General features: G+C 40.2%; 10 protein-coding genes and 2 pseudogenes. 9 read left to right on the forward strand and 3 right to left on the reverse strand.

What is annotated here, in order from left to right:
• Both ACVBIO_RS11645 and ACVBIO_RS11650 read left to right on the forward strand, forming a co-directional pair.
• The coding region (locus tag ACVBIO_RS11645) for a PKD domain-containing protein (RefSeq protein ID WP_447172674.1) at window positions 1-3,258 on the forward strand (3,258 nt) is incomplete at its 5' end.
• A gap of 144 nt (window positions 3,259-3,402) precedes the next feature.
• Window positions 3,403-3,759, forward strand: a pseudogene (locus tag ACVBIO_RS11650) (IS110 family transposase); the annotation flags it as partial.
• A 79-nt stretch (window positions 3,760-3,838) separates the two neighbouring features.
• Here ACVBIO_RS11650 and tnpC read toward each other — a convergent pair.
• Window positions 3,839-5,338: pseudogene (tnpC, locus tag ACVBIO_RS11655) on the reverse strand (IS66 family transposase).
• Between the two features lie 86 nt (window positions 5,339-5,424).
• Window positions 5,425-5,754 (reverse strand): IS66 family insertion sequence element accessory protein TnpB, encoded by a 330-nt coding sequence (gene tnpB / locus ACVBIO_RS11660; RefSeq protein WP_447172675.1) that lies wholly within the window; start codon window positions 5,752-5,754, stop codon window positions 5,425-5,427.
• Between the two features lie 596 nt (window positions 5,755-6,350).
• Between tnpB and ACVBIO_RS11665 the strand changes: the two genes are divergently transcribed.
• The 4 genes from ACVBIO_RS11665 to ACVBIO_RS11680 all read left to right on the forward strand — a co-directional run bounded on the left by ACVBIO_RS11665 (window position 6,351) and on the right by ACVBIO_RS11680 (window position 11,097).
• A complete protein-coding gene (locus ACVBIO_RS11665; protein ID WP_447172676.1) occupies window positions 6,351-7,772 on the forward strand; it encodes a hypothetical protein in 1,422 nt (473 codons plus the stop codon).
• A 148-nt stretch (window positions 7,773-7,920) separates the two neighbouring features.
• The gene (locus ACVBIO_RS11670) at window positions 7,921-9,180 is read left to right on the forward strand and encodes a tyrosine-type recombinase/integrase (RefSeq protein WP_447172677.1); all 1,260 of its coding nucleotides are present in this window, start codon (window positions 7,921-7,923) and stop codon (window positions 9,178-9,180) included.
• A 233-nt stretch (window positions 9,181-9,413) separates the two neighbouring features.
• Window positions 9,414-9,641 carry an excisionase gene (locus ACVBIO_RS11675; RefSeq protein WP_447172678.1) on the forward strand — a complete coding sequence of 76 codons (228 nt, stop codon included), beginning with the start codon at window positions 9,414-9,416 and terminating at the stop codon, window positions 9,639-9,641.
• Window positions 9,642-10,440: 799 nt separating this feature from the next.
• Entirely contained in the window at window positions 10,441-11,097 is a 657-nt protein-coding gene (locus ACVBIO_RS11680; RefSeq protein WP_447159966.1) for a nitroreductase family protein, read from the forward strand.
• 253 nt (window positions 11,098-11,350) lie between these two features.
• Here ACVBIO_RS11680 and ACVBIO_RS11685 read toward each other — a convergent pair whose 3' ends face one another.
• Window positions 11,351-12,232, reverse strand: coding sequence for a DNA ligase (locus ACVBIO_RS11685; protein ID WP_447169532.1), 882 nt, complete (start codon window positions 12,230-12,232; stop codon window positions 11,351-11,353).
• A gap of 332 nt (window positions 12,233-12,564) precedes the next feature.
• On the opposite strand from ACVBIO_RS11685, the gene ACVBIO_RS11690 reads away from it, so the two are divergent.
• The 3 genes from ACVBIO_RS11690 to ACVBIO_RS11700 all read left to right on the forward strand — a co-directional run bounded on the left by ACVBIO_RS11690 (window position 12,565) and on the right by ACVBIO_RS11700 (window position 15,623).
• Entirely contained in the window at window positions 12,565-12,936 is a 372-nt protein-coding gene (locus tag ACVBIO_RS11690) for a diacylglycerol kinase (RefSeq protein WP_447159968.1), read from the forward strand.
• Between the two features lie 453 nt (window positions 12,937-13,389).
• Entirely contained in the window at window positions 13,390-14,262 is an 873-nt protein-coding gene (locus ACVBIO_RS11695) for a hypothetical protein (RefSeq protein WP_447172679.1), read from the forward strand.
• Window positions 14,263-14,597: 335 nt separating this feature from the next.
• Complete coding sequence (locus ACVBIO_RS11700) at window positions 14,598-15,623, forward strand: GGDEF domain-containing protein (RefSeq protein ID WP_447159970.1); 1,026 nt, start codon at window positions 14,598-14,600, stop codon at window positions 15,621-15,623.
• Window positions 15,624-15,739: the final 116 nt, after the last annotated feature.

Here is a 15,739-nt window from a genome sequence, read left to right on the forward strand (position 1 = left end):
GATGTTGAGTTTACTGACCGTAACTTACTTGCAAATAATTCTTTCCTTAAACGCCAAACTGATTGGACGTTTAGTTATCTCTACTCTGTAACTCTTGAAAACCGCCTTGGGATTGATGATTTATTAGTCACCACCAAGAGTGATTCTAGAGGAGGCTTAGGTTATATTGAACAAGAACTATCCTTCGCAGAGTTAGGTTTTTCTGATAGTACAACGCTTGATCGTGCACTTGCCGATAATGCAATGCAAGTGAAGTTTGGTGGTTGGAGCGCAGGCGATGGTGCTGCTATTCAAGTAACCTTTAAAGACGCTGATGGTGTGATGATAGGTTTACCTGTCATCATTTCTAAAGCCAGCACTGAACGGTATATTTGGATGGAACGAGAGTTAACGGCTCTTATTCCTGAAGGTACGCGTAGCATAAGTTATCGAGTTGACTTGGAGGCCTCTGATTCTCAATCTTCTCGTTTAGATGATGTCTTCTTATACATTCATGATCTGAGAGACTCTGACGGAGATGGCTTAGGTAATAGCACAGAATTTTTATCCGGGACTAACCCTGAAGTAGCTGATACTGACGGTGACGGCGCAGTAGATGCCATAGATGTGTTCCCACTTAACCCTGCTGAATGGCTAGATACGGATAATGACGGTATTGGTAATAATGCTGATTTAGATGGAGATAATGATGGAGTTGAGGATACTGTAGATGCATTTCCATTAGATCAAACAGAGTCATTAGATACTGATGGTGATGGTATTGGTAATAATGCAGACCTTGACGATGACGGTGATGGTATAGTAGACGTAGACGATATAGAACCTTTAAATGATGCTATAGGTGATGTTCAAGCTCCAATTTTTGATGTGATTACTAATCTAGAATTTGAAGCGACAGGCCTTACAACAGCTATTGAGTTAAATATCCCACAAGTCAGTGATGATAACTTAAATATCCCAACCATTAGCTCTGATTATAGCGGGCCATTATCAATAGGTGAGCATACAATAACTTGGACAGCTATCGACTACGCTGGCAATACCACTAAAGCTGAACAAGTTATCTCCATAGTAGATACAACGTCACCTGTATTTTCAAAAATGGAAATTATTTCAATTACAGCACAAGGAGTTTTAACTGATATCTCAGACTTAGTTTCTATCAATGCTATTGACTTAGTGGATGGAGAAGTTATTGCAAGTGCAGTATTTTCGGATTTTTACTACTCAGGAATACATTATATAGAATTCAAAGCTATTGATAACTCAGGGAATGAGGTTGAACTTGAACAAGAGGTTCATATAAACCCGTTAATAAATGTAGGTCTAAACAAGGTTGCCACTTCAAACTCAGTTTCTACATTAGACGTTTATTTATCAGGGGAAGCAGCTAAATATCCTGTAACTATTAATTATGAATTATCTGGTTCCGCAATTGATAATGTAACGGGCCAACTGATTATTAACGAAGGCATTTCAAGTGCGTTATTAATCGACATCCCTGTTGATGCAGTAACTGGTGAACAAGCAATTCTTACTTTGTTAAGTGCTGAAAATGCAAAACTTACCGATGATGTAAAAGTTACTTTAAGTGTTATTAATGATAATTATGCGCCTGACGTTTCAGTATTAACTTATCAAAATAATTTATCAGTACAGGTTATCAATCCTCATGATGGTGTAGTCACGGTTAAAGCTATAATCTCCGATATAAATAATTCAGATACCCATGATATTCAGTGGAATTCAGAGTTCAGCGACATAGTTGATTTAAGTAATGACGATTTAATGTCAACGTTTGAGTTAAGCCCACAATATATATCAAACGGTGTTTATGCTTTGACTGTCACAGTAAAAGAAAAAGATACGGAGGAACTTCTTTCTATTAAGCAAACTATAGCGCTAGTTGTAGATGATAATCTTGACGAGTTAAGTTTAGAAAGCGACGCTGATAAAGATGGTATTAGCGATAGCGAAGAAGGCTATCAAGATAGTGATAAGGATGGAATCTCTGATTACTTAGATATCGATATTATTCCATATCGTTTACCTTGGTCTCTTGGTCAATTACCAATAGAAACCGTTAGCGGGTTAAGATTATCATTAGGCAATATTATATTGCCATCACGTAGTGTTCATGCTCAATATGCTACTATCGACTTTGCTGAATTAGCTCTATTTGGCAGTATTAATTTTAGCGAGGTAGATAATGCTTTTGACTACCACTTTGAGCCTCAAGATAAAATCATGAACTTCAATGTCTCTGGTTTATCATTAGCTGGTGATTCAATACCTGTGATAGTGCCGTTATCTTATGGAAAGATGATTGCAGAAGACGCGATTTATCGAATTTATAATGAAAATAATGGCTGGCAAGATTTTATGCTAGATAGTCATAATAGTATTGCTTCAGCTAAAAGAGATCCTATTGGAAACTGTCCACCACTGAAAAGTTCAAAATATAGTTTAGGTTTAGCGTCTGGCGATAACTGTATTAAATTAGTTATTTCAGATGGTGGTTTGAATGATTCAGATGGTGCTGTTAGTGGTAAAGTGGCTGTTATTGGCGCTCTTGCAGGCGAGCTTACAAACCAATTACCACAGATTACTATACCTTCTGAATATACTTTTGATGAAGAATATTATGTTAGTATTGATGCATCATCAACTTCTGATGCTGAAAATGATGAGTTAACTTTCAACTGGAGACAAATATCTGGTAGCAACGTTGAAATTGTTAATGCATCTTCGCCAGAAGTCTCATTTACAACACCATCAGTATCTAGTGATATGGCTTTTACTTTAGAACTCAGTGTGTTTGACGGCAGGGATTCAGCAATAAGCTTGATATCTGTAAATGTGCAACATGTAAATAAGCCTCCTGTTGTAATAATTACTGACCACCCAGCTACTGTTAATGAAGGGAGCTCAATTACTCTCGTTTCGGATAATTCAGATCCTGATGGTGACAGCCTATCTTATTATTGGGAGCAAATATCTGGGCCTACAGTAATGATGTCTGATAATTCATCTGCATCAGTTAAGTTTACAGCACCTGAAATTACAAGTGACTCTGTGATTGAAGTACGATTAACGTCTAGTGATGATGTTGTCTCTGTGAGCACAGTGACAAAAATTACCATAAAGAATGTCGAACCTACTCATGAAGAGAAAAACGAAAGCTCTGACAGCGGAGGTAGTATGGGCTGGACTTTAATATTACTAGGCCTTATTGCGTCAAGAAGAATTAACAAATAAAGATGTAAAATAGTGGGGGAATAGTTTGTTCTTCTCCTCTATATTTTATAAAAACCTAGATGAGATATTGTCTAGGTTTAATTAGATGGTCCGCCTCACCCCTAAGCTAACCTTAGGGTTAGGCTATCAAAGAGGCGAACCATCATGTCTACTATTAAAGTAATTGGAATCGATTTAGGCAAACCTTCTTTTCATCTTGTTGCTCATGACTACTGCGGTCGAGAGCAATTTCGAAAGCACTTATCTCGTACAAAGCTTATTGAGTTTTTATCTCAAACACCTGCAACCATCATTGCGATGGAGTCATGTGGTGGCTTACATTGGCTAGCTAGAAAATGCCAATCTCTTGGGCATGAAGTTAAACTCATTCCCCCGCAGTACGTTAAGCCTTACGTCAAAACCAATAAAAATGATTACATCGATGCCGATGCGATAGCTGAAGCATCGACACGTCCCTCAATGCGCTTTGTGGGGGTTAAAACTGAAGCCTCTCAGGTTATCTGTGAGCGTCCGGTGAACTACGCCTTGCTTAGATCAACGGTATCCGTCCGGTGATCTACACCTAGCCTAGTTTTGCATTCTAGGGTAACAAGTGCTCTAGGCTCTCGGGCTTGAGTGACAAGTGCTCGAGGCAGTGCACGAGATAGTCGAAGGGCGTGAGTCCATTAGCCTTGGCTGTTTCTATCATGCTGTAAAGCATGGCGCTGGCGTGCGCACCATTGGCTGTATTAGTAAATAGCCAGTTCTTGCGCCCAATCACGAACGGCTTTATGGCTCGCTCGGCGCGATTATTGTCAATGTTAAGTCGCCCATCTTCAAGATAACGGTTTAGATTCGACCATTGATTCAGGTTATAGGTTATAGGTTATAGGTTATAGGTTATAGCCTTCCCCAAGCTGCTCTTGGGTGGAACATGTAGTTGAGATTTCTCCAAGCAACGATGCAACTCATCCAGTAAAGGTTGGCTGTGCAGTTGCCTTTGTTGTCGCCGGACTTTATGGCTGCTATCTTTATTCAGAGTTTCGATTCGGTAGAGCTTTTGGATGTGATTCAGTGCCCAGTTAGCCTTGCCGGTTTTACCTTTAGGCTGAGCGATTTCAGCCTCTTTGAACTTACGACGAGCATGCGCCCAGCAACCCACTAGTTCTGCATCGGTTTTACCATAACCGGCGTAACCATCGACTTGAAGGTAACCACTAAATCCGTCAAGAAAATCTACCGCACACTGTCCGGCGCGACTGGCCTGATAGTCGTACAGCACGATATTAGGTATGCCCTGATTATTTGGCGCGTCAGTGCCGGTGGCATACAGCCACATATAGCAGGTCGTCTTGTCTTCTTTGAGCACGTTGAGTGTGGTTTCGTCTGCCTGGATGACTGCCTGTTGCAGTAAAACTTCACGCAATTTATCGTAAAGCGGTTGCAACAGCTCATTGCATTTCATCATCCAGTCGGCCATGGTTTTGCGGCTCAACTCGATACCATATTGCTGGAACAAGCTCTCCTGACGATACAGGGGCAAGCCATATTGGTACTTACTGGTGATGATTTGGCTGAGCAGTGACGCGGTGGCAATGCCCTTGGGGATGGGGCTGGCCGGCACCGGGGCTATTTTGATTTTGACCTCTGTAGCTTGCTTGTCACAGTGACGACAGTTGTACTTTAGCCGAACGTGTTCGATGACTTTGATCCGGGTAGGAATAAACTCGAGTTTCTCGCTTTTTTCTTCACCCAGCTGATGCAAGAAACCGCCACAGCAGTCGCAGATTTTGTCTGCGGCGCTAATGTCATGGGTTACTACTTCACGGGGTAAATCGGCTGGCTGAGGTTTGCGCACTGGCTTTTTACGAGGTGATTTGCTTACTTCTACCAACTCTTCAGGCTCAAGAGTTTCTGCTTCGACTTAAACCTCGTTAAACAACTCGCCTTGGCCGGGATGCCCCTCGGCACTCTTGCCGAACTGCTTTTGTTGAGCCAAGCGAAATTATTCTTCCAAGTGCAGCAGCTTGATCTGCTGTTTCAGGGTAATTTTCTTTAGTAACTCCGGATCATCCGGGAGATTTTTATGGTCGAATTTCATGCGACTGTTATCGACGAACTCACTACTAACCGCTTGTGTTTATTTAGATTAATTGGTGATCAATAAATCCTGCTTATGATCACTGGTTATAAGTCATGATAGTGATAGCAGAGTGCTGGATGAGCATGGGGTTGTATCAGTGGCTGGCCGGCGATTAACCAATCGAGTTGCTGAGGTGTAATACGCAAACTCAATTGCTCGTCTTCGATGCCTGGCCATTTAAAGGTGTTCTGCTCAGGTCGTTTGTAATGTAGCCTGAATCCGTTGCTGGTCCACTGCAAAATCTTCAACTTATTGCGCTGGCGGTTGCAGAAGACAAACAAGTGTTCATTACAGGGCTCTTGTTGTAACTCATAGGCGACGATATTACTCAAACCATCAATAGATTTGCGCATATCAGTGATGCCACAGATCAAAGTGACATCGAGCCGAGTGCTGTTGCCGAAAATATCATTCTCCCGTGGAGCAAAAGAACAATGATGGCGACGGACTGCTAAGTTATGAAGGTGTGCTTCGCCAGACGCTTACATTACAACCAGTTTCTACTGAGCCTTGATGAGTTGTTAATTGAGCAACCAAGTTCAACTTTCGTGGGCCTATGCAATGGCGATTCAATGGAAGGTGTTAGCATTTTTAGTGGAGCTTCAATTGCCGCATGCAGCAAAATTGGGCTTCCAACACACCACGTAAATGCCCTATCCTGCGATCACCTAACCCAAGTTAACCCTCCACCAAATCAATGCACAAACCCCAACATCAACTTTCATAAAAACAAAACTTTTTTATTAAAAAATTTCTTATTTTTATTCCCCATTTAAAATCATAGGCTTACACATGAAATAAATAATTAGAGCTTATTCGGTTTTTTGAAGATTTTAAAATTGCTGTTTCAATTCGCCCGTGTTCAACGAATTGGGAACAAATTAATGGTTCATTTTTTAGCTTTAATGCACAGCAAAACAACAAGTCTTTTGTCGGTTCAACATAATGTTTCGGCACAGGAGGAAGTGTAATGGGTAGAAAGAGATCACAAGAAAATGCGGATTTACCGCAAGGTTTCTATCGAAAATCTTGTAAAAAATCAGCTTCAGGCTTTGCCTTTCAGATGATTAACCCATTTTATTGCATTGTCGGCGGCCTAAAAAGCGATAAGAAGGTCATCAGTCTTGGTTCTAACTTCGATAGAGCACTTCAAAAATACAATAAAGTTCAAGAAGGGGTTCACGCTTGGAACAAAGCAAATCCAGGCTCAGTGATCACGTCTAGTGGCCTTGTTATTCCACCTCCTGCGTATATTAAAGTGCCTGTTTCAACAGTTGTGACATGTAAATCTAGTCTAAAAGTACGAGACCTTGTTGCCTTTACTAGAAATAAAAATAAACAAAGAGTTGGTAAAAGCTACGACGGAATTAGCCCGACGACCGAAAAAAACTACCTAGTACAGCTAAACAAAATTGAAGCCTGGTGGGGCGAAAGCCCTGTGAATCTGATTAGTAGCGCAAATATACAGGCCCATATCAACCAGCTTTTAGAGAAAGAATCGTATCGCACTGCAAAGGAGCTTAGAAGCATGTATTCAAAAATGTTAAAAGCTTGCTACACAGAAGGCCTAGTGAGCTTTCCTTTTAACCCTGTCGAGCATACAAACCCGGTAAAAGTTCCAGTAAAACGTAGCCGTATCTCAGAACCAGTATTAAAACTCATACTCAGCACTTTAGAAAAGAAGCCCTTCTTAAAGTCTGTAATCGAACTTGCCACAACAACTGCATTACGTATTACAGATTTGTGCTTAATACGCATAGCAAAAGGTGAAGATTGGGATGAGCGAGTAAAGCGTTTTGAGCAAAATGCTAGCTATAGAGCACAAGCCAGCCAAAGCTTTCAATCTCGAGTTGATTTAGCCCCTTATAGCTATATCGATAAAGATAGAGGGCTACTGGTTGTTTACCAGCAGAAAACGAGACACGTTGTTAAGTTAAAACTCAGCCACCGTGTCAACAAAGATCTACCGAGCTTAGGCGAGGTTATAACGGATTTATTAAAGCAGGTAACTATCGATTCAACGTTCTTACTTAAGGATCCTGCAAGTAAAGAGAACAAGCCGATTAACCCAGTAAAGCTATCCAAATCATTTACAGTTCTAATCCATCAAGAGCTCAAGTTAGACTGGTTAAACGATAAGGCACCAACGTTTGCCGAACTTAGACCACTTGGACGAAACCTGCTTCAAGAGTTCGAAACTGAATTGGAATCAAGCCCAACAAAGTGCAATTCAAACAACAGAATAACGATAAGTTCATCGATACAAGAAATAGCCACTAATGCCCCATTGGTAAGCACTTCATCGGATATGTTGGGTCATAAGAACATGAAACCGATGTATGCTTACTTGCAGAAAAGAGATTTGACGTTTCAGCAATCTCAAGGCCGTTAACTAGTAAAAATTTTTTAACCGGCTTAGAAGTCAGCGGTTTAAGCTAGGTTGAAATGGAAGAAAATCTTTAACTTCGTTAAACATGTTTCTTTACTAATACCATTTTTTTCATACACTTACAACAAGGCTCTTAGAATGAATTTGACTAATGAGAAACGATTTAAATCAGCACGGTGTGCTCAATCTTTATATAAAAAGAGACTGTCGGGCTAAGAACGGAATAGCTTGCCAATATCGAGATCCAAGATATGGGAAAGCAGCCTTTGGAGAAATTAAACAATATCGTTCACTTGGTAGCAATATTACCTCTGCTATGCAGCAGGCTATGGCCCTAAACGCCATAATTCTCCCACAAATAGTTAACAAAAGAGTCTCAGCAATTATTAATGCGCCAACGTTGTCTGTACAGCATTTAAAGCTCTCTAAATGGATAAAAACCTATATCAAGCTGCATGAAGAAAAGTTAAACCAAGGCCAGATAAAGCCAAATACTTGGCGGGCAAAGAAGCACGTATTAGGAACGATTGAAAAATACCATGGGAAACAGCTCATAAGTAGCATCACAACAAAACACATTAAGCAATTACTGGATGTTTACACTAAACAAGGAAAGAATCGAACAGCGCAATCCATACGCTCCGTCTATATAGACCTGTTTACTGAGGCGGCACAAGCTGGAGAAATTGCATCTGACTTTAATCCTGCAAAAGTCACTAAGAACCCTACATCTAAAGTAGAGAAATCTCGGCTCTCTATCAATCAGTTTGATGCAATATGTCACCAGCAAACATACGCGCCATATTTATTCAGCTACCAACTGGCTTTATTGACTGCCCAGCGTAGAAGCGATCTCTGTTTACTAAGAAAAAACAAAGGTGATGATTGGCTACACCGTTTTGAGCAATACAAAAAGAACCCAAATCACTTCATTACAAATTCGAATGGTTACGCTTCATTTGCAGATTTAGTGGAGCACGCCCCCTACTCTTTTATCGAAGATAATTTCCTGCATATATTTCAGCAAAAAACTGGCAAGCTATTAAAAATCCCCTTAATGCTGTCAATTCCTGAGCTAGGTCTTTCGCTAGGAGAAATCATCGAAAAAGCAGCAACATGTAAAGACTCAAAGTTTGTGCTACACCACACCATAGCAAGAACGGCAAACAAGGTTGGCGATCCTATTCATCCCGATACTCTGTCTCGTTCTTTTAAAAGCGCTCGAATAAAAGCTGAAATAAACTGGCCAGGAACACCTGCAACATTTCACGAAATTAGGTCGCTTTCGGAGCGCATATACCGCGATCAAGGTATAGATACTAAGGTTTTATGTGGCCACTCCGATCAAAGAATGACTGACCGCTATAATGATCAACGAGGCTTTGGATGGGAGGAAGTTAAGCTAGTCTGAACCATTGGTTTCCACAAAAATTTATTTACAAAAAATCTTTCTAAAAATTTGTTGCATCAATCTATAGAAAGTCCCCCTCTTACAACCAACTGTATTTGTTCAATAAAAAAGCACCATTTCAACTATATTTATTAAATAAAAAAAACACCTTAAGGTTAGAGCTTAACCACTGTTTTGGTCGATTTTTGGTTATTTGTTTCAATAACTCTATTCACAGAAATAGGGTTGTTCAGATGAAAGATTTACTGACGTTAAAAGAGTGTTTCAAAAGTAACTTTGACGGTCTTTACTGCCCTAGAAAGGTTGCACGTTGGGCCAGTCAGGGACAACTTCACCCTGCGGCAATAAAGAGTGGTAAAACCTACTATGTACAGCCTGCCACAACGCGGGTAACGCCTAAAAAGCTTAATAATATTCAAGCTAACATCTCTCGTGAACTAGAAGCACTATTCAACAACTAAAAGAGTTCCCCCTCTTCACTTATCTAAAGAGCTATCAGCCTTGCTGCATAGCCCTCTCTTTTATTAAAGCCAAACACATCAATGGAGTTAACCGACTCAAACAGCTATTTATTGTCTTATATGGCTATCTCGATTAGAGTCACAGATTTAGCTTTGATTTAACATTACTGATAGTCGAGCTTTCGTATCAACAAGTGCTATCTAACTAAGCACTCTACAATACTAAAAACTTACGAGGATTACTTTCACCGCCTAAATTTAAGTCCACATAGTAAGCCGATATTTCAGCCCGGAACTATGCCTATTTTTTTGAGTTCAAAGCTCATTCAAAGGGACGAAAATACTGGCAGAATTTAGGGTGTTTTTTGGGGAATTTTGGACGACAATTTTAACCTGCTGATTTTAAAGAATAAAAAATCGCCCCTATATGTTACCCATACATACAAATAGAACAGAGGAAATTAGTTTCATATCAGTACCCAAAATAGTCAGTCGTTAGCAGTCTACGCGCTATAGAGTCATCATAGCCAGCCATAGTTAACCGCGACGAGCATCTAATGGCTTAGCACTAAGATCCCATAAGCAATATGGCTGCATATTGCCAATAAACTCTCGCAATCACCAAACTTTCACTGCCAACAAACTTTCATTGCAACAAATAATCCTTACCAACAAACAATTATTACCAATAAAATATTGATAATAATTCAACGAATCAGCACTACTTCATTGGTTAAGATGGCGGTAGGATAGCGCTAACGTAAATTATTGATTGACCTTGCCACATTAGGATATGAATATGACTCATCCCATTATTACCGATCTTGAAAGTCGTTACACCACAAAACGTTATGATGCATCTAAGCGTATTCCCCAAGTAGATCTTGATGTGATCTATAAAGCAATGAATCTTTCGGCCTCTTCTATCAATTCACAGCCTTGGAAATTTATTGTGATTGAAAGTGATGAAGCCAAGCAACGCATGCATGATTCATTTGCCAACAAGTTTCAATTTAATCAGCCACATATCAAGTCGGCTTCACATATCGTTCTGTTTGCTTACAACCCTCACTATACTCGCGAAGATTATGCAAAGGTTGTCGACAAGGGTATTGCCGATGGCCGTATGGGAGCTGAGGATAGAGAGCAGGCGTTTGGCGCTTATGCTTTCGTAGAACTCAATACGGATGAAGCGGGTAACAATGCTGCTTGGACAAAATCTCAAACTTACTTAGCCCTAGGAAATACATTGCACACCCTTGCTCGCTTAAGAATCGACTCAACCACTATGGAAGGTGTTGATAGTGAATTGATTGGTGAGATCTTTAAAGAGGAGCTTGGCGGCTTTCAGTGTGATGTCGCACTAGCTATGGGCTACCATCATTCAGAAGAAGACTATAATGCAGCGCTGCCAAAATCTCGTTTGGCAATGAAAGATGTTCTGCAAGTTTTATAATACCAATCGATTTTGAGTCATTTAGGCAAGTGAGCTTATGCACTTGTTTGTCTATCTGTACTGTGAAACCAATCTTTGGAGGTTCGGAGCATCTGCCCGAACCTTTCTAAATATTAGTAAAAGCTATTTGCCCTCATAGATGCATGTTTAAAAATAAAGACGCAAACATTAAAGGCTTTAGCCGTAAAAATTAACGTGAAAACATTAACGTAAAAGAGGTGTTCATCCTGACTCACAGGAGTCTCATTCGCTATTATTGAGATTGCCTTTCCCGCAAGAAACTGGCAAATCTTGGCGTGCCTTTTTGGGTTAGCCCAAAATATTTATAAGTCACTTGGCTACCAATCTGAGGTGGATTTCTCCTTTGCTCCAACGTAAAACCAGAACCTAAGTTAAACACTTTTCCCTGAACGTTTTTAACCACTAAAGCCCCAAGCATACCGCTAAATTTCCCTTTACCTGGAGTATGCGCAACGACGAGTGCTTCGGCATCATAAAATGGTTTCAGCTTAACAATGTCTTTACTGCGACCGACTTTATACAAGGCTGTTTTCTTATGTAACATCAAACCTTCACCGTTACCATCAATAATGCTTTGTAACTCACTGTCTAATGTTTGATGAGTGCTTAATGTATATTGCCTTATGACCCCTAAAAATGGACTGATACCTTGTAGTACTTTGCTAGCCCTGTCATATCGTAATTCAAATACATTGGGATCATCCGGTAGATCAAAGACCCAAAAACGTACCTTTGCCCATTCGGCGTCTGCGGCCTTGATTTTTCTAACGGTTGCAGATACCTGCTCGAACGCGCCCCTTTCAATCCATAACTCTCCGTCTAAGGGAAAATCTGGAAAGCCCTCAACAAACCAAGTCGGCAGATTAATCAATCTTCCTGAACGACTGTACATTGCTTTTCCATCCCAATACCCCCTTACACCGTCCAGTTTCTCACTGACCAGGTAATCGGAAATATTGGCTATTTGTTGGGTGCTTTTAGAAGCTAATTGGATTGACGGTTTATCTGTCATATTTAGTGCAACTTCGGCCGAAGCTGCAACAGGATGGGTTACTATAAATAGGAACGCCGTTATTAGACTAGCGATAAAAAAGAAAAGTCGTATTACGAACATGGTCACTGCTCCTTGCTGCTATTTTTCAACATTCGATTGCACATCCTGTGCACCATGAGTTAAGCCTAGCTCTCTTTTTGGCTCTATGCCATTGGCACCTGCTGGAACAGTTATTTCTATCTTATCAATGCTTGCCCTACCTCTAAGATCACAGCTAAATTAGCTTTTTAACTCAATTAAAAATGGAACATGTTATAATCCTTCAAAATTTGAACTATCAGCCTTAATATATTGCTATCAAGCAACTATCGCGCATGATAAAGCACTATTTTTATCACGATAATGTATGAACGCGATAATGAATACTGTTATGGATACTATTTTGGAATGCTATGAAACCTGCTAATAATCACGGAATAAAACGCGTTATCAGAGCGACTGGATTTTCAATACAAGGCCTACAGCTTGCTTGGAAACACGAGGCGGCATTTAGACAAGAGTTGCTCTTAGCTGCGATAATGCTACCCATAGCATTATTAGTAGACGTGACAACGGTAGAGCGCGTTTTACTCATCCTAGGTTTATTTTTGGTGTTAATCGTTGAACTTCTGAATTCAGCAATCGAAGCCGTAGTAGACAGAATTAGCGATGAACTCCATCCATTAAGCGGTCGAGCAAAAGATATCGCCTCTGCAGCCGTGTTTATGAGCTTAGCTTTCTGCGGCCTAACTTGGGCGTTAATCTTGCTGCCTAAACTCTTTTAAACAACTCATGTCATGACCGCTTTAACTAACGCCTTCTCATTGTGCCGTTTTAATTGAAGGCGTTAGTTAAAGCTAATCCTGTTATTTTTAGCATCACTCCCCGCGCCCCCTTAAATGACATATTTTAGCTGTCAAAATAAGCGTATAACTGGGCAAAGCTAGACTGTTTACTAAAATCTGCAAGTCTTAAATGTTATCAATATTAATCATAAATGAGTCATTAAGAGTATTGCCTTTCCCTCATCTAAAATCGCTGTAGTACGCAATGTCTAGCCTGTCATGCATGTAAGTAATGACGGTTAACTTGCATTAGATCAAACAAACCATACATTTTCCGAAACAATTTATTCACATCACTATAGATCCTGCTATGCTAGTAGCCGAATAATTAAACATTCGAAAATTAAAACTAATATAAAACTAATAAGAATAAGAACGACGGAGTCACTTTTAATGCTTAAAAGTTTCATCATTCGCAGTGCTACAACATTGGCCTTGGTCGCGAGCCCAATGACCTATGCAGATAACAATACTGTTATCCGTATCGGTGGCTTTTATGCCAATACGGACTCAACCATAGATGTGAACGATCCTCTCCTTGGTAATGCTTTTAAGCTCGATTTTGAATCTGATTTAAAATTAGAAGAATCTCAATTTCTTCCCTTCTTCGAGTTCTCTCACCACTTTAACAACCGTCATACGCTTTATGCAGATTGGAAACAGCTTCATCGTAATGCATTAGTGCAGTCAGTCGAAAAACCATTTCAGTTTACGTGGGATGACACCACTTACGATATCAAGTCTGGCATTTCGCTAGATAGCACCCTTAATATCGATATCATGCGTATTGGTTATGGTTATGATATCTGGCAAGGTCATAACTATGATGTTGGTGTATCTGTAGGTCTACATGCCATGTTTATCAAAACAGCATTTAAAGGCAACATAGGGATCTGCGATGTTGCCACAGAAACACGCTGCCCAGACACTATCGATATTCCCAAAGTGGTTGACGAAAAACTGACAGCTCCACTGCCTGATATTGGTGTTTTCGGCTCTTACGAGTTCTATCCTGGCTTTAAATTCAGTGGTCATGCGCAATACTTTTATATCAAGCTAGATGATCTTAAGGGCGGTTTAGTTGATGTAAGAATGGGGGTTGAAGCCGCAATCAGTGAAAATTGGCATATGACAGCAGCCTTTAACTACTACGAAGTCAACGTTGAATACACCTCAACCTTTACTGATGCGGGTATTAAGATTGCCGATTACAACATCGAGTATAGCTTTATTGGCCCTATGCTTTCGGTAAGTTACCAGTTTTAAGCCAGGTCATTTTTCACTACAAAAAGCACCTTATTACTACAAAAAAGGCACCTCATCGGGCCCTTTTTGCTTATCACTTGGCATTAAACATACAATCGGCACTGATAGCAGACTGCCATTAATGACCTGTATTCACCCCTTTAATGCTTAGTCACTAATGGGGATAAGTTGACTGCTGATTTTTGTTCGCTGTTTTTATGTACGAGTTAAACGTTTTTCAAGTTTTGTATCAGATCAAAACGTAATAGAATGGCCAAATAAAATGCACAATAGCGTTACTTTACATTGGCATATAATTAACCGCGCCAATAATCTATTGTTAATAAGGGACCATAATGGCTAGTCCACTGCTAAAGGAATCGGCATCTAAGCTAAAAAAAGCCATTCCTTTAATGCTTAAATATCAAATTCCAACGACACCGATAAACTATGCGCTATGGTATGCTTATGTTGGTGAAAAAAATGTCAAACTAAATAAGCATTTAGATCAAGTCGTCAGCCACTACAACACCTGTCCGCCAAGTCAAAGTGAACGCCTTTACCAAGAGTTTCTCTCGGATGCCGTCGAACTTGATGTCGTCGATATGCGCCTTAATCTCGATGCTATGGTCACTGAGCTCTCCCAATCGCTTAAAGACACCAACATTGATGCAAACCATTTCAATAGCAAAATTGATAATAATTACAACAAGCTTAATAAGATCGAAAATGATGGCTTTACCATTGAAGAAGTACTATCGGTCGTTAAACATCTTGTTAAAGATTCAAACGAGATCCGCGAAAGTGCCCAGCATTTCACAGCCCAACTAGCCAAAGCACAATCTGAAATAGATGCCTTGAAACTAAAATTAAAGCAATCTGAACATGAGATGCATTTTGACGCCTTAACCAATGTATTAAACCGACGCGCATTTAATCAAGACCTCAAAGGGATTATCGAACAACACCCCCAAGGATTATGCTTAATCATTGCCGATATTGACCATTTTAAAGTGTTTAACGACACCTATGGCCACCAGCTTGGCGACCAAGTGTTAAAAGCCGTGACAAAACGCCTAAGTGAAGCTTGCCAAGATGGTACTAAACTGTATCGATTTGGCGGTGAAGAGTTTGCTTTAATCGTGCCAAAGAGCCAATTAGGCCGAACACGACAACTGGCCGAATCTATGCGTCGAAGCCTAGAAAAGTTGATTTTGAAAGACAAACGAAAAGGCGACACTATCAATAACATCACCGCCTCTTTTGGTGTCGCTCAATGTCAGTTAAACGATACTGATAGCCTGCTAATAGAGCGCGCAGACAAACAGCTTTATGAAGCTAAGCGCTTAGGCCGAAACCGTGTCATGCCAATCTCAGCCTAAGCTGACCTTAGATGCAATAACATTAGGTTCGATTAACTCACACAGGAATAAGTGCCACGAAGAAAAGTAGCGCAAGCTTTTGTGGTGATAGGTTAAGTGGACTAAATAAAATGGAC

The organism is Shewanella sp. 0m-8, from assembly GCF_052977265.1.

What these genes read in the sequence shown, in the direction of transcription:
- ACVBIO_RS11665 (WP_447172676.1), top strand. Translation starts at nt 6,351, where the DNA reads ATGGGTAGAAAGAGATCACAAGAAAATGCGGATTTACCGCAAGGTTTC.
- ACVBIO_RS11670 (WP_447172677.1), top strand. Translation starts at nt 7,921, where the DNA reads ATGAGAAACGATTTAAATCAGCACGGTGTGCTCAATCTTTATATAAAA.
- ACVBIO_RS11675 (WP_447172678.1), top strand. Translation starts at nt 9,414, where the DNA reads ATGAAAGATTTACTGACGTTAAAAGAGTGTTTCAAAAGTAACTTTGAC.
- ACVBIO_RS11680 (WP_447159966.1), top strand. Translation starts at nt 10,441, where the DNA reads ATGACTCATCCCATTATTACCGATCTTGAAAGTCGTTACACCACAAAA.
- ACVBIO_RS11685 (WP_447169532.1), bottom strand. Translation starts at nt 12,232, where the DNA reads ATGTTCGTAATACGACTTTTCTTTTTTATCGCTAGTCTAATAACGGCG.
- ACVBIO_RS11690 (WP_447159968.1), top strand. Translation starts at nt 12,565, where the DNA reads ATGAAACCTGCTAATAATCACGGAATAAAACGCGTTATCAGAGCGACT.
- ACVBIO_RS11695 (WP_447172679.1), top strand. Translation starts at nt 13,390, where the DNA reads ATGCTTAAAAGTTTCATCATTCGCAGTGCTACAACATTGGCCTTGGTC.
- ACVBIO_RS11700 (WP_447159970.1), top strand. Translation starts at nt 14,598, where the DNA reads ATGGCTAGTCCACTGCTAAAGGAATCGGCATCTAAGCTAAAAAAAGCC.